Annotated in this window: 23 protein-coding genes; 12 read left to right on the forward strand and 11 right to left on the reverse strand. The window is 45.9% G+C overall.

Features of this window, described 5'->3' with window-relative positions; all coding sequences use genetic code 11:
- Nucleotides 1-371: 371 nt before the first annotated feature.
- Both ispG and ctpC read left to right on the forward strand, forming a co-directional pair.
- Nucleotides 372-1,592, forward strand: coding sequence for a (E)-4-hydroxy-3-methylbut-2-enyl-diphosphate synthase (gene ispG / locus Q5691_RS23300; RefSeq protein ID WP_333347343.1), 1,221 nt, complete (start codon nucleotides 372-374; stop codon nucleotides 1,590-1,592).
- Nucleotides 1,593-1,856: 264 nt separating this feature from the next.
- Nucleotides 1,857-3,212 carry a carboxyl-terminal processing protease CtpC gene (ctpC, locus tag Q5691_RS23305; RefSeq protein ID WP_333213064.1) on the forward strand — a complete coding sequence of 452 codons (1,356 nt, stop codon included), beginning with the start codon at nucleotides 1,857-1,859 and terminating at the stop codon, nucleotides 3,210-3,212.
- A gap of 491 nt (nucleotides 3,213-3,703) precedes the next feature.
- Here ctpC and Q5691_RS23310 read toward each other — a convergent pair whose 3' ends face one another.
- Complete coding sequence (locus Q5691_RS23310) at nucleotides 3,704-3,910, reverse strand: DDE transposase family protein (protein WP_333213065.1); 207 nt, start codon at nucleotides 3,908-3,910, stop codon at nucleotides 3,704-3,706.
- 301 nt (nucleotides 3,911-4,211) lie between these two features.
- Between Q5691_RS23310 and Q5691_RS23315 the strand changes: the two genes are divergently transcribed.
- Nucleotides 4,212-6,836 carry a heavy metal translocating P-type ATPase gene (locus tag Q5691_RS23315; RefSeq protein WP_333347344.1) on the forward strand — a complete coding sequence of 875 codons (2,625 nt, stop codon included), beginning with the start codon at nucleotides 4,212-4,214 and terminating at the stop codon, nucleotides 6,834-6,836.
- A 197-nt stretch (nucleotides 6,837-7,033) separates the two neighbouring features.
- Here Q5691_RS23315 and Q5691_RS23320 read toward each other — a convergent pair whose 3' ends face one another.
- Complete coding sequence (locus Q5691_RS23320; protein ID WP_190659999.1) at nucleotides 7,034-7,381, reverse strand: hypothetical protein; 348 nt, start codon at nucleotides 7,379-7,381, stop codon at nucleotides 7,034-7,036.
- 105 nt (nucleotides 7,382-7,486) lie between these two features.
- Here Q5691_RS23320 and tmk point away from each other — a divergent pair, with 105 nt between their 5' ends.
- The 4 genes from tmk (at nucleotide 7,487) to Q5691_RS23340 (ending at nucleotide 11,320) form a co-directional block, all read left to right on the forward strand.
- A complete protein-coding gene (gene tmk / locus Q5691_RS23325) occupies nucleotides 7,487-8,155 on the forward strand; it encodes a dTMP kinase (protein WP_333213067.1) in 669 nt (222 codons plus the stop codon).
- Nucleotides 8,156-8,457: 302 nt separating this feature from the next.
- Nucleotides 8,458-9,420 carry a DNA polymerase III subunit delta' gene (locus tag Q5691_RS23330; protein WP_333347347.1) on the forward strand — a complete coding sequence of 321 codons (963 nt, stop codon included), beginning with the start codon at nucleotides 8,458-8,460 and terminating at the stop codon, nucleotides 9,418-9,420.
- Nucleotides 9,421-9,447: 27 nt separating this feature from the next.
- The gene (msrA, locus tag Q5691_RS23335) at nucleotides 9,448-9,933 is read left to right on the forward strand and encodes a peptide-methionine (S)-S-oxide reductase MsrA (RefSeq protein WP_445304760.1); all 486 of its coding nucleotides are present in this window, start codon (nucleotides 9,448-9,450) and stop codon (nucleotides 9,931-9,933) included.
- A 550-nt stretch (nucleotides 9,934-10,483) separates the two neighbouring features.
- On the forward strand, nucleotides 10,484-11,320 hold the full coding sequence (locus tag Q5691_RS23340) for a metallophosphoesterase (protein WP_333309078.1): 837 nt from the start codon (nucleotides 10,484-10,486) through the stop codon (nucleotides 11,318-11,320).
- Between the two features lie 249 nt (nucleotides 11,321-11,569).
- Here the strand turns inward: Q5691_RS23340 and rppA are convergent, their stop codons facing one another.
- From rppA to Q5691_RS23355, 3 genes are all read right to left on the reverse strand, one after another.
- A complete protein-coding gene (gene rppA / locus Q5691_RS23345; RefSeq protein ID WP_333213070.1) occupies nucleotides 11,570-12,256 on the reverse strand; it encodes a two-component system response regulator RppA in 687 nt (228 codons plus the stop codon).
- Nucleotides 12,257-12,314: 58 nt separating this feature from the next.
- Entirely contained in the window at nucleotides 12,315-12,959 is a 645-nt protein-coding gene (locus Q5691_RS23350) for a glutathione S-transferase family protein (RefSeq protein WP_333213071.1), read from the reverse strand.
- Between the two features lie 501 nt (nucleotides 12,960-13,460).
- Nucleotides 13,461-13,718 (reverse strand): hypothetical protein, encoded by a 258-nt coding sequence (locus tag Q5691_RS23355; protein WP_333347350.1) that lies wholly within the window; start codon nucleotides 13,716-13,718, stop codon nucleotides 13,461-13,463.
- Nucleotides 13,719-13,916: 198 nt separating this feature from the next.
- On the opposite strand from Q5691_RS23355, the gene hisG reads away from it, so the two are divergent.
- Complete coding sequence (hisG, locus tag Q5691_RS23360) at nucleotides 13,917-14,561, forward strand: ATP phosphoribosyltransferase (RefSeq protein WP_333076539.1); 645 nt, start codon at nucleotides 13,917-13,919, stop codon at nucleotides 14,559-14,561.
- 272 nt (nucleotides 14,562-14,833) lie between these two features.
- On the opposite strand, the gene Q5691_RS23365 is transcribed toward hisG, so the two are convergent.
- The 3 genes from Q5691_RS23365 to Q5691_RS23375 all read right to left on the reverse strand — a co-directional run bounded on the left by Q5691_RS23365 (nucleotide 14,834) and on the right by Q5691_RS23375 (nucleotide 20,287).
- Nucleotides 14,834-16,291 carry a response regulator gene (locus Q5691_RS23365; RefSeq protein ID WP_333213073.1) on the reverse strand — a complete coding sequence of 486 codons (1,458 nt, stop codon included), beginning with the start codon at nucleotides 16,289-16,291 and terminating at the stop codon, nucleotides 14,834-14,836.
- Nucleotides 16,292-16,517: 226 nt separating this feature from the next.
- Nucleotides 16,518-18,731: an ATP-binding protein gene (locus tag Q5691_RS23370; RefSeq protein WP_333213074.1), complete on the reverse strand. Its 2,214-nt coding sequence runs from the start codon at nucleotides 18,729-18,731 to the stop codon at nucleotides 16,518-16,520.
- 842 nt (nucleotides 18,732-19,573) lie between these two features.
- Nucleotides 19,574-20,287 (reverse strand): DUF1997 domain-containing protein, encoded by a 714-nt coding sequence (locus tag Q5691_RS23375; RefSeq protein WP_333213075.1) that lies wholly within the window; start codon nucleotides 20,285-20,287, stop codon nucleotides 19,574-19,576.
- A gap of 121 nt (nucleotides 20,288-20,408) precedes the next feature.
- On the opposite strand from Q5691_RS23375, the gene Q5691_RS23380 reads away from it, so the two are divergent.
- Nucleotides 20,409-21,068, forward strand: a complete 660-nt coding sequence (locus Q5691_RS23380) for an NAD(P)H-binding protein (RefSeq protein WP_333347354.1) — start codon at nucleotides 20,409-20,411, stop codon at nucleotides 21,066-21,068.
- 429 nt (nucleotides 21,069-21,497) lie between these two features.
- Complete coding sequence (locus Q5691_RS23385) at nucleotides 21,498-22,784, forward strand: glycoside hydrolase family protein (protein ID WP_333309067.1); 1,287 nt, start codon at nucleotides 21,498-21,500, stop codon at nucleotides 22,782-22,784.
- Nucleotides 22,785-22,899: 115 nt separating this feature from the next.
- On the opposite strand, the gene Q5691_RS23390 is transcribed toward Q5691_RS23385, so the two are convergent.
- Complete coding sequence (locus tag Q5691_RS23390) at nucleotides 22,900-23,292, reverse strand: hypothetical protein (protein WP_333213077.1); 393 nt, start codon at nucleotides 23,290-23,292, stop codon at nucleotides 22,900-22,902.
- Between the two features lie 265 nt (nucleotides 23,293-23,557).
- On the opposite strand from Q5691_RS23390, the gene Q5691_RS23395 reads away from it, so the two are divergent.
- Entirely contained in the window at nucleotides 23,558-23,758 is a 201-nt protein-coding gene (locus Q5691_RS23395; protein ID WP_333213078.1) for a hypothetical protein, read from the forward strand.
- Nucleotides 23,759-24,012: 254 nt separating this feature from the next.
- Here the strand turns inward: Q5691_RS23395 and Q5691_RS23400 are convergent, their stop codons facing one another.
- Nucleotides 24,013-24,261 (reverse strand): hypothetical protein, encoded by a 249-nt coding sequence (locus Q5691_RS23400; RefSeq protein WP_333213079.1) that lies wholly within the window; start codon nucleotides 24,259-24,261, stop codon nucleotides 24,013-24,015.
- A gap of 171 nt (nucleotides 24,262-24,432) precedes the next feature.
- A complete protein-coding gene (locus Q5691_RS23405; protein ID WP_015174589.1) occupies nucleotides 24,433-24,777 on the reverse strand; it encodes a hypothetical protein in 345 nt (114 codons plus the stop codon).
- 206 nt (nucleotides 24,778-24,983) lie between these two features.
- Here Q5691_RS23405 and Q5691_RS23410 point away from each other — a divergent pair, with 206 nt between their 5' ends.
- Complete coding sequence (locus tag Q5691_RS23410; protein WP_333347357.1) at nucleotides 24,984-26,489, forward strand: SGNH/GDSL hydrolase family protein; 1,506 nt, start codon at nucleotides 24,984-24,986, stop codon at nucleotides 26,487-26,489.
- Nucleotides 26,490-26,883 lie beyond the last annotated feature (394 nt).

Consider the following 26,883-nt stretch of genomic DNA (forward strand, 5'->3'; position numbering starts at 1 on the left):
ATATGGCTCAAGCCCAACGTCTGGCGGGATTTGGCCTTAAACTAATTAAGGAGTTGTTTAGAATGAAATAGCCCTGGCGATCGCCCACAATGATTTTATATTCTACCTGAAATTTATCAACCGTTAAACAAGCCCCCGGATTCATCGGTGGAATGGGTATATTGTCCGCCAGGAATGTTAAATTTTAATACTAAAAAATCGATCGCCCGATCGCCCAAAACTACATAATGTGACTTACAAGTTCGATCGTACTTCTATCAAAAATCCTAAATCCCAAAACCTCATTGCCCAAACAGACCCTTTCTATGGCAACCTGAAAAACAGCAGACACATTTTTATAGACCTTAGTAACAAAACTCTACCAACCAGTTATGCAAACTCTGCCGAATCCCACTAAAACCCTCACCACCGAACCCACCTTCGACACCACCATCAAACGCCGCAAAACTCGGCCCGTCAAAGTCGGTAGCGTCACGATCGGCGGTGGCAACCCCGTCGTCGTACAATCGATGATTAACGAAGACACCCTCGACATCGACGGTTCAGTCGCCGGAATTCGGCGCTTGCACGAGATTGGCTGCGAAATCGTCCGCGTCACCGTGCCCAGCATGGCCCACGCCAAAGCTTTAGCCGAAATCAAGCAAAAACTGCACGCCACCTACCAACCCGTGCCCCTCGTCGCCGATGTCCACCACAACGGTATGAAAATTGCTCTCGAAGTGGCCAAACACGTAGACAAAGTGAGAATCAATCCGGGACTTTACGTGTTCGAGAAGCCGAAAGCCGACAGAACCGAATACACCGACGCCGAATTCGCGGAAATTGGCGAAAAAATCCGCGAAACCCTGGAACCTCTAGTGATTTCCCTGCGCGACCAAGGCAAAGCTTTGCGAATCGGCGTTAATCACGGTTCCCTCGCCGAACGGATGCTGTTTACCTACGGCGACACGCCCGAAGGCATGGTGGAATCCGCCCTGGAATTTATCAAAATTTGCGAATCCCTAGACTTCCGAAATATCGTAATTTCCCTGAAAGCCTCCCGCGCGCCCGTCATGGTTGCTGCTTACCGCTTGATGGTGCACCGGATGGACGAACTCGGCATGGATTACCCCCTGCATCTCGGCGTCACGGAAGCAGGAGACGGCGAATACGGCCGCATCAAATCCACCGCAGGCCTCGCACCTTTGTTAGCTGACGGTATCGGTGACACCATCCGCGTCTCGCTGACAGAGGCCCCAGAAAAGGAGATTCCCGTTTGCTACAGCATTCTGCAAGCCTTGGGACTGCGGAAAACGATGGTTGAGTATGTCGCTTGTCCTTCCTGCGGTCGCACTTTGTTTAATTTAGAGGAAGTGTTACACAAAGTGAGAGAGGCGACGAAGCATCTCACCGGTTTGGATATAGCAGTAATGGGCTGTATTGTCAATGGGCCTGGAGAAATGGCTGATGCTGATTACGGCTACGTCGGGAAGCAACCGGGTTATATTTCGCTGTACCGGGGCCGGGAAGAAATTAAGAAAGTCCCCGAAGACCGAGGCGTGGCAGAATTGATTGACTTGATTAAATCGGACGATCGCTGGGTTGAACCCTAGGACGTGTTTTCTTGCCCCGGAGATCCCCCCTAGCCCCCCTTAGTAAGGGGGGGACAATAACGCTCAAAGTCCCCCTTCTTAAGGGGGATTTAGGGGGATCGAGACTTTGATACAAACGAAAGAGATAGAGGGTTTCAGTCTTAAGTTGACACCGCAGAACTCGGCAAAATGGAATAATATATGTACGCCAAAGGCGAGCAGGCCTTGCCTGTGTTAGATTGAGCGTAATTATTGTGAACTCTTTTCCTCCCGCGCGTCACACAAATGGTTATAACAAAACGAGGGCTTGTTCTAAGTGCAGCAGCGGTGGTACTCACTGCCGTAACTCTTGCGAACACTGGTTGCAGTTCTAAATCTCTGGCTTCTTTTAGGGGAAGCCCTAAAGAGTTAGTTGATGAAGTTTGGCAAATTATTGACAAAAGTTATGTAGATGGCACTTTTAACCAGGTTGACTGGAAAGCGGTGCGGAATGATTATTTGAACCGGACTTATACCAGCGACGACGAAGCTTACAAAGCAATTCGGGAAATGCTGAAGAAGCTGGATGATCCTTATACGCGGTTTATGGACCCTCAAGAGTTCAGAAATATGCAGGTTGAAACTTCTGGGGAACTCACAGGAGTTGGGATTCAGTTGACTCAAGATGAGGAAACTAAGAAGTTGGTGGTGATTTCGCCGATCGAAGATACCCCTGCTTTTAGTGCTGGTATTCTGGCAAAAGATATCATTACTAAGATTGACGGCAAGAGCACAGAAGGCATGGATACGAATCAAGCAGTAAGTTTGATTCGCGGTCAGGTGAATACTGAGGTGACGCTGACGATTTTGCGGGGAAGCAAAGAATTAGAATTTAAGCTGAAACGCGCTAAAATTGAAATTCATCCTGTGCGGAAGTCGGTGCAGAAAACTCCCATCGGAGAAGTCGGCTATATTCGCTTAAATCAGTTCAGTGCGAATGCTGCATCGGAAATGCGATCGGCAATTAAGGATTTGGAACAGAAAAAAGTGACGGGCTATATTTTAGACTTGCGTTCCAATCCCGGCGGGTTGCTGTACGGAAGTATTGAAATTGCTCGGATGTGGCTCAAAGAAGGTACGATCGTCTCGACGGTCGATCGAGTCGGTGAGGCCGATAAACAAACGGCAAATAAGGCAGAACTCACAGACAAACCGTTAGTTGTACTCGTAGACGGCGGTTCAGCAAGTGCTAGCGAGATTCTATCCGGTGCTTTGCAAGACAACAAACGCGCGGTTTTGGTGGGAACAAAGACGTTTGGTAAAGGTTTAGTTCAGTCAGTACGCGGCGTGGGAAATGGTGCCGGTTTAGCGGTGACAATTGCCAAGTATTTTACTCCCAACGGCACTGATATCAACCACGCCGGGATTGAACCGGATTTTAAGGTAGAACTCACCGACGCTCAAAAACAGGAATTGAGGCGCGATCGCGATAAAATCGCTACGACGGCCGATCCGCAGTACGCAAAAGCTATGGAAGTTTTGACACAGCAAGTTACTGGTAAAACTGGGAACAATAAGGCGGAGGCCAAACCGAATGCTGCGCCAGCTAAACCAAATGCAGCGCAAGCAAAACCGAGTGCAGCACCTTCTAAATCTAAATAGAAAACTTGTGTAGGTGTCAGTTCAAAAAAAGCATTCGGCGAAGATTTACGGCCCAAAGCCCAGATTTTCAACTCGAATGCTTCGGTATTTTTTGCAATCCGTCATTGCGAGTCAGATCAAACCCAGTCAACACCCAACAATCTCGGACGGTGCAACCGAAATTAATCTAATTCATCTGCGTTAATCTGTGTTTGTCTGCCCTCATCTGCGGTGAAAAAAAGAGAATGTATTAACCGCCCCGGACAAGGGATTGACGCTGATTTACGCAGATGAATAGAAGAGAGATAGGAATAATTTTGATGCTAAAATATTTGATATCACGTTAGCTTTCGCGACGGGGAGGAAAGTAATATTAATATCAACTCCGCTAGCATCGGAATTGTAAAATCGAATCAACAGTCAATACTCAACTATCATTCAGTTTTTCAACCCCTCCTTCAACAGTCAACAGTCAACAATAATTCCGGTGCAACCAGAATTGATATAATTCCTCATTGCGGCTGGCATTTGCCGGCGCGAATTAATCCGATGCGGCGGGCGATAGCATCTTCGGGCGAATCGTAAGGGCCCCACTTTTCAATAATAGTGGGGTTTTGTTCTTCGAGTTGCGCGATCCTCTGCGAGGGTTCCGCCAACGGCAAAATTTCGCAATTACCGGCAGGACGTTTGATAATATAAAATTTGGGTGTGGCTGTCATAGCTAAATTGGTCAAATAAAATTTGGATACTAACTAGGCAATTGGGTCATTATACCAAATAGGGAAACGGCACTGCCGTGTCCAAACCGTGTCTTAGCATTAAACTCGCAGCCCGACAGTAGTTGAAAACCCTGCCGGACTAAGGATTTAACAGCGGGGAACTAATAAGAATTAAAAAAAACTAACACTTTTGGAAGATGCCACAATATTTATCTATGATAAAAATATAGACATTTGTCTAAACAGTGCATTAAATCCTTTCAGAACTACCCAAATATTCTAATCAATACCAAAAAAAACCATGCAATTTTTGCCCAAAACTATTCCCGAAATTCAAGCAGAAATCCTACCAGTTAAAGACTCACCGCCAGAACTTGTTACTTTCGATGTCGGCGGGATGAAATGTGCCGGCTGTGCGAAAGCTGTGGAACGTCAACTCATGCAGTATTCAGGCGTAATTTCAGCTTGCGTTAACTTGGCCGTAGAAGTCGCGACGGTTGAGTGTCAACCGGGGACTGTCGATGCAGAGGCTTTAGCGAAAAAGTTGACTGATAATGGATTTCCCTCTCAGTCTCGTTTAGGTGAAAATCACCGGGAAGCAGAAGCGGCAACAATTGAACGGCGGGGGCAAGAAATTCGACAGCAAATCAAGCAATTGACGATCGCCCTTATCCTAATTATTCTATCCGGTTTAGGTCACGTACTCGGCACAAAAGCCCCAATTCTCAGCAATATTTGGTTTCACTGGGGACTCGCTACCCTAGCTTTGCTGCTACCGGGCCGCCCGATTATCGTTGACGGGTGCCGCAGTTTGTGGCGAAATGCACCCAACATGAATACTTTGGTAGCTTTAGGCGCTGTCACAGCTTACACCGCTAGCAACGCGGCGCTGCTGTTTCCACGGATGGGATGGGAGTGCTTTTTTGACGAACCGGTGATGCTGCTGGGCTTTATTTTGTTGGGCAAAACTCTCGAACAGCAAGCCAGACGCCGCGCTGCCTCTGCTTTGCAAGCTTTAATGGCATTGCAACCGGCAAAAGCCCGCTTAGTTGATTTTAAACTTTCGAGTTTGGATTTGCGATCGCAAGAATTGCCTTTAAACTCGACATCTGCGGTCTACGATCCACAATACATTGAAATTCCAGCCGATCGCGTCCGAGTCGGAGAATGGCTGCAAGTTCTGCCAGGGGAAAAAATACCGGTAGACGGTGAAGTCTGCGAAGGCAAAACAACAATAGATGAGTCGATGCTGAGTGGCGAATCGATGCCTGTTTTGAAGCAACCAGGAGATACAGTTGCCGCCGGAACTATCAATAAATCCGGCGCAGTTGTGATGCGGGCAACTCGCACCGGTAAGGAAACCACTGTAGCTCAAATGGTGGCTTTGGTGCAGGCAGCCCAAACTCGCAAAGCGCCGATTCAAAATTTAGCTGATACTGTGGCGGGATATTTTGTTTATGGGGTAATGGGGATATCGGTTTTAACTTTCCTATTTTGGTATTTTGCCGGCACCCATATTTGGCCTTCTGTGCTTTTAGGACACGATATGGGGCATGGGGCATGGGGCATCGGGCATGGGGCAATGGGCATCGGGAATGGGGCATTGGGCATGGGAAATCACTTATCAGTTACCGATTATCAATTGCCAATTATCCATTATCAATCGCCTTTGCTCTTAAGTTTGAAATTGGCGATCGCAGTTTTAGTCATTGCTTGTCCTTGCGCGTTGGGACTGGCTACCCCAACTGCAATTTTAGTCGGTTCTGGCATCGGGGCGGAGCGCGGACTTTTAATTCGCGGTGGTGATGTTTTAGAACGGGTGCATCAATTAGATACTGTAGTTTTTGACAAGACTGGCACTCTGACAACCGGAAATCTCACACTCACAGATTATTTGCCGATTTTCCAGAATTCGGAGTGGGATTTCAACTCAGATATTAATGTTGGAAACAAACAAGAGGTTTGTCCCACAATTGATGGGTTTTCTGGAAACAAACAAGAGGTTTGTTCCACAATTGATGGGGTTTCTGGAAACAAACAAGAGGTTTGTTCCACAATTGACTCAAAACTACTGCAAATTGCGGCGGCGGTGGAAAGGGGCGCTTGTCATCCCATCGCTGCAGCGATTTTGCTGGAAGCTCAACAGCAAGGTTTGCCGCTGCTAGCTGCTGAAGATTTCTGCACGGAACCGGGCTTGGGGGTTTCGGCTTTGGTGGAGGGCCGGCGGGTGTTCGCGGGAAATGCTGAGTGGATGAAAGAGCAGGGGGTCGCTGTGGCGACGGAATTGTCGGAGTCTTTGCAAGGCAAAACGGCGGTTTACGTGGCTTCTGGCGGCGTTTTGCTGGGGGTAATCGGGCTAAAAGATACTCTGAGACCGGATGCTAAGGCGGCGGTGGAACGTTTGCGGGGCATGGGATTGCGGGTGATGATGCTGACGGGGGATACGGCGTCTGCGGCGGCGGTGACGGCGCAGCAGCTAGGTTTGGCGGCGGCTGATGTTTTGGCCGAGGTGCGGCCGGAGGGGAAGGCGAGGGCGATCGCGACTTTGCAAGCCCAAGGCTGTAAAGTGGCTGTGGTGGGGGATGGCATCAATGACGCCCCGGCTTTGGCTCAAGCGGATGTCGGTATCGGTTTGCACTGCGGTACGGATGTCGCAGTTGAGACTGCTCAAATTGTGTTGATGCGAAATGCTTTGATGGATGTTGTTGAGTCGATCGAACTGGGGCGCGCTACTTTTAATAAGATTCGCCAAAATTTATTTTGGGCTTTTGGTTACAATACTCTGGGAATTCCGGTTGCAGCGGGTCTTTTGCTGCCTGCAACCGGAATTCTACTCAGTCCTGCGGCGGCGGGAGCATTTATGGCGTTTAGTTCTGTTAGCGTTGTGACAAATTCTTTGTTTTTGCGTCGGGGATTTCGAGCTTAAATTTAGGGATGACAGATAAATGTCGGAGGTCATCGGTCATTAGTTAGAAATTAATGACTGATGACCTCATACCAAGAGGGAAACAAACCCCTCACACCAGGAGTCGAGAGCCAAGAAGTTTCCACGTTAGTTAGAACCCCCTGATTCATCTGTAGAGTCAAGCGAAAATCTCACACCTCAAATTGACTGACTGATGGCTACAGTGCCATACTTTCCAAAAGTCGCCAGTTATTGTTGTTCATAATTGAACGACTCACTAGCTCGAACATTTGACGGCAGTGGTTGTTGGTTTGCAGGGGCAGTTCCTCGTTTTTAATCACGAAGTTCATGCGAACCTCTGAGTCGCTAGCCGTGTTTTTCTCAATTAGGACTTCTGCGGTGACAAGTTTGGCAATCGAAACTTGACCGGGAAGTTCGCGAGCCATGACGGAATCTCCTGTATTGTAGATAATATCAAGATTGCATGACTCTAAAATTTCAATCAGGGATTGACGGAGACGGTCGATCGGAACGGCAACGATAAAAAAACCAGTATAGCGAGCCATAGACAACTCCAGCCGTGAGGCATTTAGACTTTATTATCATACCGAACCTAGAACAGATGAACAGAACAATATGGATTTATTTTATTCAGGTGGAAAGTTAGGGCAATGAAGGGCAAACTTATCGTGTTTGAGGGGGTTGAAGGTGCGGGTAAAACTACGCAAATGCAGCGCTTGATACAGTTTCTGCAAGCAAGTTGCTGTCTGAGAGTCCGGTTGGTGGCTACTCGCGAACCGGGGGGTACTGAGTTGGGAAGGGGACTGCGACATTTGCTGCTGAAACAAGATGGGGGGGAATCTGTATCCGATCGAGCAGAATTACTCATGTATGCTGCCGATCGCGCTCAACACGTCGAAACTTTTCTCAAACCCGAGTTATTGAAAGGAACGATTGTTTTATGTGATCGTTTTACTGATTCTACGATCGCTTATCAGGGCTACGGCCGCGGTCTTAAGTTAAATTTAATTAAGCAGTTGAATGACATTGCCACCGGCGGCTTGGAAAGCGATCTGACTTTGTGGCTGGATATTAATGTGGAAGCGGGTTTGGCTAGGGTAAGGGCCAGGGGAGGGTGCGATCGGATCGAGCAAGCTGATTTGAAGTTTCACCGCCTTGTGCAGCAAGGTTTTGCGGAGTTAGCCGAGGCAAATAAATCTCGAATTGTTCGCATAAATGCCGATCGGCCTGAATATGAAGTCGCTCAGGAAATTCAAGCTATTGTAACTCGCCGGTTAGAAGCTTGGGGATATTTAAATAATACCAATTCTGAAAAGTAAGCTTACATAGATAGCCAGAAACCGGGTTTTTTACGAAATATTTGCTAAAAATCCTCAAGTTCGAGGAAAAACCCGGTTTCTTCGTTGTAACTAACTCACCATAGGGTAGCGGGGCAAAATTCTTGAATAGGTAGTCATTACATTCAGCGCTCCTTACGCACCCTACAATAACTTCCTTCTGTCAACTGAATACTGTCAACTGTCAACCCTTCGACTGCGCTCTTCGGGCAAGCTGTCAACTGTCAACTGTCAACTGTCAACTGTCAACTGTCAACTGTCAACTGTCAACTGTCAACTGTCACATGAATTATTTCACATCATTAATCGGACAAGAGCGACCAGTAGAATTGCTAACACAAGCAGTCGAGCGAAACCGAATTGCTCCTGGTTATTTATTTGTCGGATCTAACGGCATCGGCAAAAGTTTAGCTGCTCAATGTTTCATCGAGCTTTTATTCTCAGCCAATCTTCCCGAAACCAAACTCGTAGCCTCGGTACAAAATCGCGTGCAGCAGCGAAATCATCCAGACTTACTTTGGGTAGAACCCACTTACATGAACCAAGGCAAACGGCTTACACCAAAGGAAGCAGAGGAAGCCGGTTTGAAGCGGAAAGCACCACCACAAATTCGTTTAGAACAAGTTCGAGAAATCGGTGATTTTCTCAGCCGACCGCCGCTAGAAGCTGCGCGTTCTGTCGTAGTTTTGGAACAAGCAGAAACAATGGGCGAGGGAGCCGCTAACGGCTTGTTGAAGACATTGGAAGAACCGGGAAAAGCAGCCCTAATCTTAATTGCTCCGACAGTGGAAGCTTTGCTGCCAACTTTGATTTCTCGTTGTCAAAAAATCCAGTTTTCTAGGCTGAATCCCGAAGCAATGGCACAAGTTATGCAGCAAGCCGGATTCGCGCAGATTTTGGATCATTCCGAGGTACTGGGGATGGCTCAGGGCAGTCCTGGGGAGGCAATTGCTATTTGGCAGCAACTGCAATCAATACCCGATGATTTGCTGCAAAAGGTGAAGCAGTTGCCTCAAAATCTGCGGTCTGCTTTGGAATTGGCAAAGGAAATTGATAAAACTTTAGATACTGAATCTCAGTTGTGGTTAATCGATTATTTACAACACTGTTACTGGCAGCAATTTTTGGCAGGGGGAATTAGTCGATCGCCCTTAGAACCCTTGGAGAAAGCACGGCAATATTTGCTAAACTACGTACAGCCGCGATTAGTTTGGGAATGCACACTTATGGGAATATGTCAAGTATAATTTATTACCAAGTTTGAGCGCAATACGATGAGTAACACGATGGAAAAAGCCACATTTGCCGCCGGTTGTTTTTGGGGAGTTGAACACAAGTTTCGCGCCGTTGCGGGTGTCGTCTCAACGGCTGCGGGCTATACAGGAGGTCACTGGCCCAATCCTTGCTACCTCGATGTTTGCGCCAGAGTGACTGGTCACGCTGAATCTGTGCTGATAGAGTACGATCGATCGCAGGTGAGTTACGAAACACTGCTTGATGTATTTTGGAACTGTCACGACCCTACCCAAATCAATCGCCAAGGCCCCGACAGAGGCGAACAGTACAGGTCTGTAATTTTTTATCACAATTCCGAACAAGAAAAAGCCGCTCGCATCTCCAAAAACAAATTGCAAAGTTCCGGTAAATACGACAAAGATATTGCCACAGAAATCAAACCTGCTAGTGAATTTTATATGGCAGAGGATTACCACCAGCAATATATTGAGAAGAAGCGGCTTTCGTCAGAAGTTATTAGTTAACAATTAGGCAGACGCGACAAAAAAATAAAATATCCTAGGGGCGGGTAAGGCAATAACATATACTAGCCACAGTTTATTATTAATGCAAAACTCGGCTTCCCCCACGCCATGTTTATTTCCACCTACTCAGTAATAAATCATTAATAATGAGATAGTGTTTGGTAGGATCAATCCCCCTATGGTAAGCCGATGCGATGGGGATCGGCACTAATCTCAGCTTTGACAATTGCTAAAAGAATATAGAGGCGGGGAATGCCAGTATGAAGAGAATTGATCGCGTTTTAAACAGCTTGTTACGGAAGTCATAATTTTATAATAAAAATGCTGTATTAGTTGGGCGCGTAATACCGAAACAATTTTGCAAGAAAGCCTAACTAAAAATTGGGCATTTCTGTTTGAATTCTCTTGAGGAAATTCCAATTTTTGCGTCCCGGACTGTAGTCATTAGTCAGAGGATATAAGGAAAAGGGAAGAATGTCTAGTTTTGCAGTCTTGCCTGTTTATTTGCTAAGCTAGAGGTGGCGCTCTGTAACCAATAAACCTTAGATTTATGCACAGGTTATTAACTGGAAAACTGCGAGTAGAGTATTTAACAATACCCATCGCCAATCTTCCAGCAAATCTATCCGGTACTAAAATTGTACAGCTTACAGACTTTCACTATGACGGGGTGCGACTGTCGGAATGGTTGCTAGAAGAGGCGATTGCAGCAGCCAATGAAGCCGAACCAGACCTGATTTTTTTAACTGGTGACTTTATTAGCTATGACCCCGCACCTATTTACGGCTTAGTGCAGCGATTGAAAAACTTGCAAAGTCGGGTGGGAATTTACGCGGTTTTGGGCAATCATGACCACTACTGGCCGGAGGCAAAAAGAGAGGTTACTAAGGCTTTAAATAGCGTCGGAATTCGGGTTTTGTACAACGAAGCAATCTATCCTTTGGGCTCTGAATTGGCTTTAGTTGGGTTAGCAGATTTTTGGTCGGGCGATTTTGCGCCTAAACCTGTAATGACATCCATAAATCCCGCGATTCCTCGGATTGTCTTGTCTCACAATCCTGACACTGCTGAAAAGCTGCAAAATTGGCGGATTGATTTGCAGTTTTCTGGCCACACTCACGGTGGTCAAATTGTTATTCCTGGTATCGGCCCTTTGTACGCTTGGGTCAGAAAAATTGGCTATTTTATTCCTAAACGAATCCGAAAGTTCATTCCTTTTCTGTCGGCTTGGGATCGAGTAGTTACTCACTGGGAATGGGCTAGCGGTTTGCATCGGGTTGGGAGTAATTTGCTGTACGTGAATCGCGGTTTGGGGACTTATGCGCCGGGAAGGCTATTTTGTCCGCCGGAGGTGACAGTAATTACTTTGGTTTGTCAAGATACATAAGGGCGGATTTAGGGTGCATACTTCCCCGATAATAGATAATATAGCAGAAGGAAGAGGGAAGTTCGGCAACGGATTCTGTAACGGATTTAACGGATGTCATGGATGTCAGTCCGATGGAAGAGGGAAGTTCGGCAACGGATTCTGTAACGGATGTAACGGATTTAACGGATGTCAGGAAGAACGAAGAAGGAAGAAAGAAGAAGGAAGAGGGAAGAAGTAAAAATGATTTTTGTACAATTTATATTATTTTTAATTTGCTTCTCCAAAGCGATAGCCTCTGCCGTAGACTGTGTGAATTAGGACAGATTCGCCAGGGGTTTCTATTTTTCGGCGCAGCAGGCGAATTTGAGCGGCTAATACATTGCTGCTGGGTTTTTCTGTTTCACTCCACAAATATTGGTGGATTTGTTCGTGTGTTAGCAATTGACCGGGATGACGCATTAAGTATTCTAATAACTGACATTCTTTTTCTGATAAATCAATTGTACGATCGCCCCGATAAGCTAATTGATTGTCGTAGTCTAGCTGTAAATCTGCAACTTGCAGCCGCCCGACAGCAACCTCGGCATCAAAAGTAGGAGGCCGCCGCAGTAATGCGCGGACTCTGGCTAGCAGTTCTCGCAGTTCAAAAGGTTTGACTAAATAGTCGTCTGCACCGGCGTCGAGTCCTTGTACGCGATCGTCTACGGTATCTTTGGCGGTGAGAAAGAGCACTGGTGTATTCCGTCCTTGCGATCGCAACTTCTGGCAAATTGCCAGTCCGGTTTGTCTCGGCAGCATCCAATCCAAAATTAGCAAATCGTAATTGCCCTGCATCGCTAAATTGCTGCCACTTGCTCCGTCAAATGCCACATCAACTGTATAACCTTCGCGCGTTAAGACTCGACTCAAAGGGTCAGTTAACTCAACTTCATCATCAACTAAAAGAATCCGCATCCTGATTTTAAATTTGAGATTTGAGATTTTAGGTTAAGTAAACTGATTTTTGCTAAATTTAAATGTGTGGAATACTTTCCGTTTCGCTGCAAGCTGCTGCTACCCATTCCTGGATGGCAGGCAAGGCCAAAATCGCATCCACATAAGCTTTTGCTGATGAATCTAGTTTGACTCCGTAGGTGACAAAACGCATGACAACGGGGGCAAACATAGCGTCAACAATTGTGAATTTTCCGAACAGCATATTGCCGCCTGTCCCGAATTTTTGGCGGCATTCGCGCCAAATGGAAAAGATGCGATCGATCTCTGCTTTGACACCGGCAGTCATCCCTTCTCCCGGATAGCGGTTGCGGCAGTCCATCGGCATATTGTCGCGCAAATTTTGGAAACCCGCGTGCATTTCGGCGCAGATGGAACGGGCGATCGCCCGTTGGGCTACATCTGTCGGCCACAAATCATTTGCAAAGCGTTCTGCAACGTATTCGCAAATTGCTAAAGATTCCCACACTTTCAGATCGCCGTCGATTAAAACTGGCACTTTTCCCGAAGGAGAATAGCGCCGAATTTCTTCATGCGTTGTCGGCCAGTCTAAGGGGATTCTCACCTCGGCAAATTCCAGTCCAGCTTGTTTCATCGCCAGCCAAGCGCGCAGCGACCAAGAGGAATAATTTTTGTTGCCGATTACCAGAGTCAATTTGGTCATAATGTAGCTGTTAGCTATTTCCGATCGCCTGTGCAATTTTAAGTTTTAGAGTCGAATATACAAAAGCGTGACACACAATGGCGATCAGGCGATCGGCTCGTTGTCTGCACCAGTCTCTGCAAGCATTTTACCAAAAAATTGGGTCTAAAGCCCCGTCCTTATAGGACGACTTTTTATTCTTGGTCGTGATAATATTGTAATGTGGCTAGGGTATTCAACCACATTAAAAACCCAGTCGCCTGAAGGCAACGCACCTTGAAAACTGAAGTTATGGGGTTCGGCGCAGAAAAGCTTGCGCGGGTAAAAACTTCGAGCAACAAGTACCAGAGAAACCAGTATTTTGGGTTTTAAATTGTACCGTGGGGCACACGGGAACAAGACTCTGCAATGAGTCGAAAGCTTGAGGACAGAACCATCTCTGGTAAGTACAGGAAGCTGTACTTATTAAGTGGACTGAATGATACAAGAATCTCTGCCCTTCTAGGGCGGAGAGTTGTCAAATTAACAGCCTCCCAGCGTTCCGCGTTTTTCTGCAAACTGCGATCGGGGGGCGCGATCGAACACGCTGGATTGCACATGAGATAAGAAGCCTCTGTCCCTGGGAACCCTGGTCTGGTTAGTGTTAGGTACAGCAACTGTATAGTCCATTTCCTCCTTCTCTACACCACCGCCTGAGAGGATTTCATCTACTGTAATCTTTTTCAGGGAATCCTGGTCTACACTGTGAAAATTTTCATCCAATTCTTGATTGTTTTCCATACCGAGCGCCCTTGAAACAAGTGACTCACTAAAAAATTACTAAATATAATATATCCTCAAACAAAGGATCGAGCAATACCAGAAATTTATTTTTTGCTATTAACTCTATGTGTTATTCTGAGTTTGGTAAAAGCTGTTTCTGCTTAGACCGCGATCGCCCCCTTCCCAACTTGAGAAAATTACACTCTAAAAATTGACATGATTACTGTTGCACTTCCCAAAGGCGGATTGTTAGGAGATAGCATTCGGCTGTTTAAATCGGTTGGATTAGACTTCAGTGCTTTTCTCGATTCATCTAACCGACAACTTCAAATATATGACCCGACAGGCACTGCCAAAGCTTTGCTAGTAAGGACGCACGACGTGCCGGTTTATGTGGAATACGGTCAAGCGGATTTGGGAATTGCTGGCTATGATGTTTTGCGGGAAAAAAAGCCAAAAGTTGCTAATTTAATTGATTTAAAGTTTGGCAAATGTCGGCTGTCGGTGGCGGTGAAGGAATCTAGTTCTTATCGAAGAACTGTGGATTTGCCTCCTCACGGTAGAGTTGCTTCTAAGTTCGTACACTGTGCAAGAGAATATTTTCACAATTTGAATTTGCCGGTGGAAATTGTGCCGCTTTACGGTTCTGTGGAGTTAGGGCCGATTACAGGAATGTCGGAGGCAATTGTGGATTTGGTTTCGACTGGCAAAACTTTGCGAGAAAATGGTTTGGTGGAAATTGATGTTTTGTTTGAAAGTTCAGCTTATTTAATCGGTCATCCTCTGAGTTACCGTTTGAATGCGGGAGGTGTGAATGAGTTGATCGGGAAATTGAGAGAGCAAGTTTTGACGACTGTGTGATGCGAACTCCAATTACTGTAGACTTATTGCATAAATCCTTCATTGATAGGGAAACCATAGACGCAACGCAGGATAGTAGGGGACTTTTGCAATAAGTCTAAACTATTGTAGGGTGGGCTTGTAGCTGGGAGCATCTCATATTTGTAAAAACACTTCTTCTGGCTTCTTCTTTCTTCCTTGTTCCTCTTTCCTCCTGACTCCTAACTCCAATTTCTAGCTTAGCTGCTTTCATTGAGATGCTCCCCTTGTAGCCCGCCCTAAAAGTTAAATCTTTATGAAGTGCTATTTGCAGGTAGTAAACCTAGTTTTTCCTGGCAGCGATTTATATAAAAACGGACGACTGTATCAGCAGGGTTTTGTTCTATTAGTTGCTGAAAATATCCCAAGGCTGCGACAAATCGTTCAGATTGCCATCCTTGAATTCCTTTGTCAAATAAACCCTGGGTAAGCTGCTTTGCCTCCGAGTCGGGACAGGAGGCTGCCCAGATTTCGTAGATTTCAATAGCTTGCTGCTTGCCACGCGGGGTTACTCGATCGATCCAGCGATAATAATAATTGTTGCTGGGCAAATGGCTGTCAGCAGCAGTCGCCCCAGAAGTAGAAATAATACTCTCCTGTGTTTCTAATTCTAAGTCGCATTTTAATAATAGACCTTCTTTTGAGTGGGAGTTGGAACTTATGCCATTTAGAAATTCTCTTGCACGAACAATGGCATTTTCGCTAACAATAATTTGGCAGCCGTATATTTTAGTTAAATTTTCTAACCGAGAAGCTGTATTTACGACATCACCGATGACTGTAGAGTCCATGCGACGATCGGAACCTAAAGTGCCGATCATGCCGATACCTGTGTTAATTCCCGTACCAATATTGACGGGAGATTCTAAATTGTATTTGTGGCGAGTGGCATTAAATTCTTGCAAAGTTTCTTGCATTGCTACTGCGGCTTCGATCGCATCCATAGCGTGAGAATTAGGCTTGTCAAATACTGCCATGATTGCATCGCCTAGGTATTTGTCAATAAACCCGCCGTGAGACGTTATGCACTCGTTCATTTTAGTAAAAAAAGCGTTCAACCATTCAAAAGTCTCGCGAGCTTGTTGAGATTCGGCGATCGTAGTAAACCCGCGAATGTCGCAAAATAAAACAGTCAGCTCTTCTTCTGTGACATTGCCCAACTGAATAGATTCTATTCCTTGTGGCGCAATTCGTTCGAGAAGTTGCTCTGGCACAAATAGCTGAAATTTTTCTGAAAGATATTCGTTGGCTTCCCAAGCTGCGGCGATTTGGCGTTTGCTTTGCTCTTTTACCTGCTGGTTGAATTGGGAAGATACAGCTTGCGATCGCATTTGACTCAACTGCAAAATATTTTCAACTTTTGCCAGCAACAAACGACTGTTAAAAGGTTTTGTCAAATAATCATCGGCCATCATTTCTAACCCTTTGATGCGAGACATATCGTCATCAAGGGCAGTTAAAAAAATCACCGGTACAGTTTGCAATGCCGTATCCTTACGCAGGCTTTCGCACACATCAAAACCGTTCATCTCCGGCATCATAATATCTAATAAAATTAAATCGGGTCGAGAGGCGCGGGCAATGGAGAGGGCTTCAGCGCCAGATAGCGCTGATACTGTAGCGTATCCTTTCATGAGCAATAACTCTTCCAGTAAAATCAGATTAGCTGGCTCGTCATCAACCAACATGATGCAGGGCGACTTGTTTGACATGGAATATGATATAATACATTGAATTTAGCTCGGAAGTTGCGCGTGGGGAAGCTCGAAAACGGGTTAATTGATATATTTCTCCTTACTAAACTCAATATTTTTCCTAGGAACAGGCTTTCTGAGGCAAGTGCGGGCAAGTCATATAGATATTTATCTACTATTGAGTTTAACCTTTGTTGTTATCAATTTTCATAAATGGCAGTGCTGGAACTGCAAATAATTATTGTTAACCGAGAAAAGAACGGACAGTAGCGATCGTCAAATTCAAATCCAGTGGCTTACTCAAATAAGCAGAAGCGCCAGCTTCCAAACATCGCTCACTGTCACCGGGCATCGCCATCGCCGTCACCGCAATCATCGGTACCGAATCCCAGACAGGATCTGCTTTAACTCGGCGCATCAACTCAAAGCCGTCAACATCCGGCAACTGAATGTCCATCAAAATTAAATCCGGCAGCAACTCCGCGGCTACTGAGGCGGCGAGAATACGATCGGCCATCGCCTTCCCATCCGCAAGTATCTCTACCCCGTACCCCTCCAATTCCATCACCTCAGAAATTAACATTTGGTTAAAAGGCTGGTCTTCGACAACCAAAATCCGCTTCCTGGCAATTGGTAAAGCGATCGCAGAAGCAGGAACTAACTTGGTATCCAAAGCACAAGAAGCAAAGTTTCCCAACTGTTGACGCATCTCCGTCAAAGGCAGCCAAACGCGGAAAAGACTTCCCCGATCGCAAACAGATTGAAAAGAAACAGTTCCCCCGTGCAATTCTGCCAATCGCTTAGTCAAAGCCAAACCCAAACCTGTACCTTCGTGGCGCCGAGTCAGGGAAGAATCCACCTGTTGAAAAGGTCGAAATAGCAAGTGCCAGCGGTCTTGAGGAATGCCGATACCGGAGTCTTTTACCTCTAAACAAAAATAAGGAGTGCTGGCATTTACAGGAGAACAATCCGGCCGGTAGTCGCCGTCTATTTCGCTGCCGTAGGCCAGACGCCCGCTGAGTTTAACTTGTCCCTGTTCGGGGGTAAATTTGATGGCATTGGAAAGTAAATTAATCACAATTTGTCGCACTCGCCGTTCGTCCAGCCAAACTTTAGTAATGCGGTAGTCGAGTTCTAAAGACAACCCGATCCGCTTTTTGTCTGCCCGAGGCTGAATCATTTTCAGACAGTCTGTCGCGAGTTCGTGAACGCGAACCGGCTGTAAACTTAGCTCTACTTTCCCCGCTTCAATTTTAGAAAGATCGAGAATATCGTTGATTAGCTGCAACAAGTGCTGGCCGCTTTTTTCGATCAGTTCTACATAGTTGATTTGTCGATCGCTCAACTGTCCGGCCGTTTGTCGCAGCAGCAAGTCAGAAAAGCCGAGAATGCTGTTGAGAGGCGTCCGCAATTCGTGGGACATTGAGGCTAAAAACTCGGATTTCAACTGAGAAGAATACTCTAATTCTTCGTTAACTTGGCGCAGGTTCTCTTGTGTCTGAGCCCGCTCGATCGCCGCCCCCAGAGTCCGGCAAGCAGCCTCCAGCACTTCTTGGTGGACGGCGGCTTGCAGTTTTTTGATGTTGCGGGACTCCAGCGTCAGCACTCCGATGATCGTGCCGTTGGTGGCTGCGATCGGAAAAATACCCAGTTGTCCAATTCCCGGATGCCGAAATTCCGGCACGGCATTGGGGTGTTGGGCATAATCCTCGACAAACAAAGGTTTACCAGTTTTCACCACTTCCCACAGCAAACCGATGCCGTAGGGAATGCCTTGGTCGAGCAATTCTTGCATTCCTGCGACTACGGGTTCCCCGTAAGTAGCCAAAAATTGACTAGAAACTTGGTTGCAAATCCCCGACGCTTGGCGGTCGTTTCCCTTGCCGTTAATTACCTTGACATCTCCGAAAGCTGCATTCATTGCCTCTACTAAATAGGTGAGGGCAAACTGACCTATTTCTTGCAAACTGTCAGACTTTTGCAGGCGTTCGGTTAAACCTAAAAGAAAGCTCAGACGCCTGACTTCTGCGTTCAAGCTAGCTTGGGAGTTTCGGTATACCGTAACGTCTCTAAAGGTAAACAGCCGTCCGCCGCTGTTGGTAATCGTGGCGCACACCTCCAAACAAACCGCATTGGCTTGCTCGAAATAAAATGATAAACTTTCATGCTGAGATTTTTCAAGTGCTTGCTGAAACTCTTGCCACTGCTGAAGGGACAAGTAACCCCGATCGACAATTTCCGCAAACAGCAAGTGGCACTTCGGTTTTGTTTCCAGCCATTCTGGGGACAGTTGCCAGATTCCGGCCAATTTTTTGTTAAACAAAACTAAGCAGTCAGACGAGTCGAACAGAGCGATCGCATTGTCTACTTGGTTGAGAATCAGTTCTTGGTCTGCCCTCAACTGGTGCAAGTCTCTCTCCATTTTCTCTGTGTGGGTAGCTCTTAGTTTCGTTGTCATAACTTTCTAGGGATATGGCAAGAGTTATTTTATAACCCCTTACTTAATCTGACATAATTTTATGTTTTTGGGCAGTGAGGGGGATCGATCGGCTTTGTGATCTGAGACACTTGTGGTTTCCGAGGGCGATCGTAACCACCTTTGAACTGCGTCGGCTACATTGCTTAATCATGAGGAAATTAGGAGGGAAATCCTGATGACAGAAGCAGAATTTTTTAATAACAATGCTCTCGAACTTGATGGGATCTGACGTGAAACTATTGTGTCTAACCCTGTGCTAAATTGACCCATAATAAAAACTAATTTTTGTGATAAGAAATCAGCATATAGCAATCCTAAATAATTTGTGAATTTCCTACGGACTCCCAGCGGGTTGGGGGAAGGTTGGGGTGGGGTAAAAAAATTACGACTCCTGCAAGGATTGCTATATGTCAAATGCAATCATGACCTTACCCTTAAATTTTATTAGCAATAACTTGGTTATTTGGATTAACTGCTCAAGCAAGTGTTGGATTCAAAAACATAGGCATAAGGCGCGCCCTAAGAACCCGGAGACCGTGATATCAGTTTTAAAAAAGCAACTGTATACTCGTGATTCCAACCCATACACAATCAGTTATTCCTAATAATTTAATCTACAATTGTGCGAGTGAACGTTCACGCCGAAGTCTAACTTATGAGTCATGTGTGCAGTGCACACCCTACAAATGTGAGTTAAGCTAATCCGCATTTAAATTGCAGAGTAAAATAGATCTTTACTCTTGTGGGGAGTAGGGGTTGGGCAGGAGATCCCACACTTAACATACAATTTAAATGCAGTACAGCTTAGAGCGTAAGTCTCCTTAATGTTTCTTAGGATTTTTCGGAAAAGGAATGCCCAAACTTTCGTGAAAAACAACCTGAGTTTTATAAGTCAAGCGCCGGTTAACTTGTTTGATGATTTTTTCCAAAAGCGCATCGCCGGTTTTTTCTATTAAAGGTTGAGACATCGATCGAATAAACTTAGGAAAGCAAACTCCCACAGCCAAATCCAGCTTCCACGTAGTAATGGTAATCGCAGGCGGCAGCTTAGCACGTTCCGAGCTCGGCCAATCGGCGGCAAATTCCTGAGACGGTATCTCCACTAGCTTCATTGCCGATCGAAAATCCACTTCATACCCAGGCGAGGTATAATCGGGAACCGGAATAGTCTTAATCAAATAGCAGCCTTCAGCATCCGGCGGCAGCAACTCTAAACCAATTCTCGCTTCAACACGGTAGCCGAAAGCCCCAAAACGCCCGATTAATAAATCATAGCCGTTTTCTCCAAGCGGCTCGGCCTTCATCGGCGAAGCGCACTGGCAAAACCAAGTCTTGTGGTTGTTCAAATGCGTTGCCACCGTCTCCGCATCCGCGTACATCTCCATGCTGTCTTCAAAATGCGTGTGAAACCAAATCGGCTCAACTTCCTCTCCTGCATCCGCGCTTCCACTTTCGGGCTGTTGGAAACTCGCATCTGGGTAGTAGTTTTCGTCAGAAGCTTCAACAGTTTGATATTCAGCGGAATCCTGCTTCATCGTATGCTCTCCTGTTATACACGCCAATCAATCTGGTTGGGGATGTGTTAAGGAAGTTTCCTCCCTACAATTGAGAAATTGATAGTAACAAAACTTACCCTAGTTCAGCATAACTCGACTTATGAAAGCATTTGTAGCAGGAGCCACAGGTCAGACTGGTCGCCGAATCGTCGCAGAATTAGTCAAGCGAGGTATTCCCGTGCGCGCCTTAGTCCGAAATCTAGACACAGCTAGACAAATTTTACCACCGGAGGCTGAGTTAGTGACTGGGGATGTATTAAATGCGGCTTCCCTGGGCGATGCGATCGGCGATAGTACGGTATTGCTGTGCGCGACAGGGGCGGCCCCTGGTTTTGACCCCACAGCGCCTTACAAGGTGGATTTTGAAGGTACTAAAAATTTGGTGGATGCAGCTAAGGCTAAGGGAATTGAGCATTTTGTGCTTGTGACTTCTCTGTGTGTCTCTCAGTTTTTTCACCCGCTGAATTTGTTCTGGCTGATTCTAGTTTGGAAAAAGCAAGCCGAGGAGTATTTGCAAAAAAGCGGCTTGACTTATACGATCGTCCGTCCGGGCGGCCTCAAAAATGAGGATAATTCAGATGCGATCGTCATGACAGGTGCGGACAAAATGTTTGAGAGCAGCATTCCCCGCACCAAGGTAGCCCAAGTGTGCGTAGAGGCGCTATTTCAGCCGACTTCTCGCAACAAGGTTGTGGAAATTGTGGCGAAGTCGGAGGCTCCGCAAAAGAGTTTTGAGGAGTTGTTTGCCGGCGTGGTTTGATTGAATTAGCCTCGCTTGAGTTCGGTGCGTCAATCGATTTTAGATTTGAGATTTGAGATTTTAGATTGAAGCATTGACCCCACCGATAAATTCGGGGGCTCCTTTATCGGATACAGGTTTTTTATTTCTGGACGGATGAATCCGGGGACTTGTATCCTGGATGCTTTCGGCCAGACAAAAAACCATTTGATTTGGGTCTTAGATGTTGCACCATTGTCCAGAACAGGCTGTCCGGCCTGTTCTACAAAAAGTGCATTTTCTTGTGGGGTGGGCATCCTGCCCGCCCAAAAAAGGCTTAGCGAGAATGGTGCAAGATGTGATTTGGGTCAAAGATTGGGGCTGACGCAGCCTACAACAATTTTCCGATCGCCAAATCTGGCAAAATCTTAATAGTTTTACGATTCGCCGTTGAAATTTCCCTCTCTCAGCATGAAAACTCTCAAGTGGCCAGGTTGGCTCCCCTATCCGATTTCGTGGTTAAGGGCATTTGCTCTCGCTCAGAGTTTTAGTTTTGTCCTTCGCAGGGGCATTCCTTTTGTCAGCGACAATATCGGCTTTCTGACTCTACTGCTGGCGGCTTGGCTAATTCAGTTGCCTTTGTTTTTTGTGTTTCACTTGTTCGCCGTCAAAATCTTAAATCCCTTACTAATTATGATGCCGGGGCGCTTTCGCGTTGCGCGCAAGTTCAAGCGCAGGCACATTGGTATTCGATCGCACTTGCGAGAAGGCTTGAATGCTGTTGTAGTGATTTTTTTTGCCTTTAATCTGTCGCTGTTGGTGCAACTTGCGATTTTTTATTGGCCAGCGCGATCGATCGATCCGGCCCAGTTGCTAACAGGAATATCTACTCTAACAAATGTTGCGGTAGCCGGTGAATTAGATTTCTGGCTGAGCAAATTGGCGGGGATTTTATCGAGTCTAACGCTGGTAGCCGCGCCGCTATATCAATACGATTTTCGGGTGCGCCAGATGCGGGCGGCGCGAAAATTAGCCGAAATTTCGGAAATGGAAATGAGTTGGCTAGAAGCTGAGAAATTCGGCCGTCGCAAAAGAGGTTTGCTGAGGCGATCGGAGATTCAAATCCTCGGATTTATACTTTTAATCGGCGCTGTGATTGGCGGCGGTGTTTTTTTGGTTGACAGTTTGCGGGGAAATCAGCAGTTATCGCAGTCGGTAAGCGGGGTGGGAAAATTCCCGCCGCTGGCTATTAAAACGGGCGATCCTTACATTCGAGCCCTGATGCGAACTATTTCTGCTAGCGAGTCGAATGTTTCTCGGCCTTATCACGTGGTTTACGGTGGCAAATATATATTAGATTTGAGCAGGCATCCTGACTGGTGCGTGAAGATTGTTAATGGCCCGAATCGGGGCAAGTGTACTACCGCTGCGGGCAGGTATCAATTTCTGACTACGACTTGGAAGGAGAAGGCTAAGCGCTATCAGGCGCGTCGTGCTAATTTTTTGTTCTGGGAAGATTACAGTTTTGAACCAGAAGATCAGGATGCTGTGGTTTATGCTTGGTTGAGCGATCGCAAGTTTTGGAAAGCTGATATTCCTGAGATGTTGCGCCAGGAAAGATTAACTGATGTATTGCGGATGCTTTCGGGAACTTGGACGAGTTTGGGATATGGAATTGAGAACAATTCTATGAGTTCTCGTTTGCCGAAAGTCTACCGGGAAATGCTCCGGGAAGAATTGGAAAATGCTGGTTCTTAGGGAGTTAAATGTTGGCTGTTGACGGTTGACTGTTCACTGTTCACTGTTGACGAATGTTATTGGTTATTAACCAGCCAAAGCAATTAAGGAATAACCACTAAGAAGTAACGAATAACTAATTCTTCAATTTTGGTAAAAATGCGGTCAAACATTTGTACAATTCTAATCCAGGCCCTGCTTGCAGTGGATAAAGCCTGTCGAAATTAATGGGGTTTCCCGGTGCTAATTTCCACTCGGTTTTCTGTGGTGTTTTTGGGAAAATTTCGATTGCTACCGTGATGTTAATAATGTTGTTGTGCTGGGGGATGCCCCGGAAGCAGTAACTTTTGCCCGTGCGTTTGTCTGAATCGCTGCCGGTGATGTATCTGTCTTGTTTGCGAAATTGGATTTCTCTGAAAGGTCGATCAATCGCAAAGGAGTCTCGGTAGCGGTAGTCTCCCTCGCGCAAGCTTTCGACAGTCGGCTGGATTTGACTTATAACTGTTGCTGTACTAAGAGTTAGCATCATTGATCCGCGTTCCTCCTGTAAAATCGGTGATTTTGATTGCTGGTGTCTGTGTCGTCGCGGGCGATCGGCTTAAACAAACCAGCCGTGTAACAAATTAATAAAAGCCGTTAAGCAGTTTAAGTTGATCCCTAGCTATCGTGAATAATTATTTCATGATTTCATCTCTGTTACCTATCTGAGTAATAATAGAAACATACAGCAAGCCGTGAGAAATTTTACGGGCGCATATTTAGGGATTAATTGACGATACTGCGAGGATACTGCTATGTTGTGCGTGACGCGAGAAACAAAAAATTTAGGGCGGCTGGAAACCGACAATTCCCAACGGCGAGGCTCTTTCACCTCTGCGTCTAAAAGTACCCGTATTCTGCGATCGCGAGTTTACAAAGATGAGGCTCTGGTGTCGGCTGCGCTAGCGGGACTGCCAGCTCTTTTGGCATCCCTCGAAAGCTTTCGCGAGGAGTAGAACCTGGCATTTTCTATTGCTATATATGGCGCGTGGATGCTTGTGATAGCGGCTGCCAACCGAGCAAGGGCTGTTTTGATTGCACCTAAAATCCTCCTCGATTTGAGTAGAGTTTTGCTGTGCTGAACTATTACAAGACTCAGAAACCTGGTTGTTTATACACAAACATTTTTACAGCCCTTTGTTATGGTATGAAAAATGGTATAAAAACCAGGTTTATTGGTATGTGTCCGTAAGTCTTGTGTTTACAAAATTTATTTGTCAGTGTCATCGGGTGCGATCGATGCCTCTACCTCTTGGGAGGAACGGCTTAACATAGAGTCGTGCAGGTGTTCGTTGTGCTGCCTTTCTTGAGCCATTAATTCTCTGGCCTTTTCTTCAGCAATTCCCTCCCCATGTGTTTCTAGCTCGTGGGAGGAACGGTTGAGCATAGAGTCGTGCAAGTGTTCGCTATGCTGCCTTTCTCGTGCAATTAGTTGTCTAGCTTTTTCTTCGGCGTTCATGGTAGTCTCTCCAAGTGTTTATGAGAACTGATTCTTATATTAAGATGCCACAATTCGAGGGTAAATGTAGCAAGATTAACATAAATTTTTACAAAAAAATGTAGAAAAAAAATGTAGAAAAAAATTGAGTTTGCTGGCGGTGGGTATTGGGATAGGTCGTTGCTGAGCTAATTATTGCCAGACGCCAGAAAATATATTCTTGACTGCGATCGCAATTCGATTTAAGTCTTCCTTCAGCAGCGGTGGCCAAGAAACTCCTCTGCGGAGTCCAGCTTCAAATTGCTGCAAACCTTCTACTGACAGTAAATGCAGTGCCGAGATTAATTGTCGATCGAGCATTGGAGATTCTTGCAGCCCTTCAAACAATATTTTTAAAGCTAATAAAATCGATGTCACCTGTCCGGGTACGGGCGGTTGACCTTGTTTGAGACGCATCAGGAAGGCGTCGGGATTTTTCTTGGTTTCCAGGGCGGTTCCTTGGTCGATCAGAAAACTGCGGGCTGTTTTGTAATCCATTTGACGTGCGATCGATCGGAGTGCAATTAATTAGCAGGTATTATATCACTTTTTGTCGCGCTCAATTTGGTAATATATTTCCATACAGCCTACACTACAGCTACTCGTGAGGTGCGCCCATAAGCAGGTTACAGCTACTGATAGACGCGAGCATTCATCCCACAGCCACCTTAAGCGAAGTGAAACGGACAGGGAAAAATAAAACAATGGCCAAACAAGGAAATAGCAGAAAATCCAAAATTTATCGCTACTTGTGGCTGATTTTTTTGTGTCTGAGCTTTCTGTTAGTTCCGCTCATTAAAAAAATAGCTGCCGATACGCCATTCCCCCCACCCGCTCCTATTGCAAATAATGCTACTTTTGGAGCGAGGATTCAAAGGACGATGGGGCTACTTGCAGCTAGCACTCCAACAGACCGCCGCCAAGTGCGTATTCTATTCTACGGTCAATCCATCACAGAACAAGATTGGTGGAAAGATGTAGTAAAGGATTTGAGACAGCGATTTCCCAATGCAGATTTGATTGTGGAAAATAGAGCAATCGGAGGATTTTCCGCCCCGATTTTAATCCGTCCCAGCGAACACGATTTGTATCCTTTTTATCCAGACTTGCTCATTTTTCACGTCTACGGAGGCGGTGAAGATTACGAAGCCATAATTGCCAATGTCCGCAGCCGCACTGCTAGCGAAATACTCTTGCATTCAGACCACATCGACTGGATGCCGACAGGCAACAGCGACGATCCAAATTCAGTCAGCAGATACGAATGGCACAACACTCATTCTACTCAATGGCTGCCGGAGTTGGCCGATAAATACGGCTGCGAAATTGCGGAAATTCGCGAACCTTGGCGCAGGTATTTGAAAGATAATCGCTTGCAGCCCAAACAGCTATTGAGGGACAGCATTCACCTCAACGATTGGGGAAACTTTCTCCTAGCTGCTCTGATAAAACCGCATCTGCGATACAAACCAAATTCTCCTCAACCGCCGCAGGATTTAGTGAAAACCTATACGGTTGGCAGCGATATTAAGTGGCAAGATGGCAAGTTGGTTTTAGAATTTGAAGGGAATAGAATAGATGCGATCGCCGATAAAACCTTCAACGGCAAGACAATTTCTGCTAGAATTGCGATCGACAGCAAAAAACCCTCAGAATTTTCTGAACTTTACACCATCACCAGACCTAGCCTTAGCCTTGGCGTCTCTTGGCCCGCTATTCTCCAAGTATCCAGCCAAAAACCGCTAATCGTCGAAGATTGGAAAGCCATAATTACTGAGATTAACAGCGACGCTAGCAAGTTTAAATTTGACGTTGTAGGTTCTAAAACAGGTTACGACGGCAGCGGTACAAACGACGAGATGTTTGTCTCAAACTCTGGCCGCGTCGTGATTGAGTCGAGAAACTGGTGGCTAAAAAATTCTTATGAAGAGTCTAAAAAACCGACGCCTAAAGGCTTTGAAATTTCCTGGCAGGTGCGACCAATGTTTGTTGATTCATACGTTACTCCACAAATTACAGATTCAAGCCGCGAGTATTCTACAACATTGGCTCAGAATTTGAGCAACTCCAAACACAGCCTCGAAATCGTTACCGAAACAGATGGGAAAGTGCCTATTCAGGCAATTCGAGTGTATCGCCCTCCTTTCTCCAATCTCCCATCGGAAGTTGAGAGTTTTAAACCGCAGATATCAGCGGATGAACACGGATGAACGCTGATAAAATTGCATCAGCCTTTATTTGCGTTAATCTGCGGTTTAAAAAATCTTCATGTTGATTTTATAGCAATGGCCTTGGCGGCGTAGGGCGTTGATGATTGTTCAAATCATTAATATTTAAGCATCTTGAGCGAAAGCATCCAGGATACAAGCCCCCGGATTCATTCCGAAAGCAGACTCAGGACCCAGAAATAAAAAACCTGTATCCCAATACGCTTGGGTTAGCGCTTTCAGACGAATTTCATTTCACGCATTTATGAGAGTTCCCGACTTGTGAAAGGAAATCCGATTATTCTTATGTGAACCGTATTGACTGTACTTTAGACTAAATAAAGATGAGAACGGTGGCTTTGAGAAGAACTAAAGCCACCGCGCCGGGAGAGAATAA

Origin of the sequence: Microcoleus sp. w1-18aA5 (assembly GCF_036701705.1) — a bacterium.
GTDB lineage: Bacteria > Cyanobacteriota > Cyanobacteriia > Cyanobacteriales > Microcoleaceae > Microcoleus.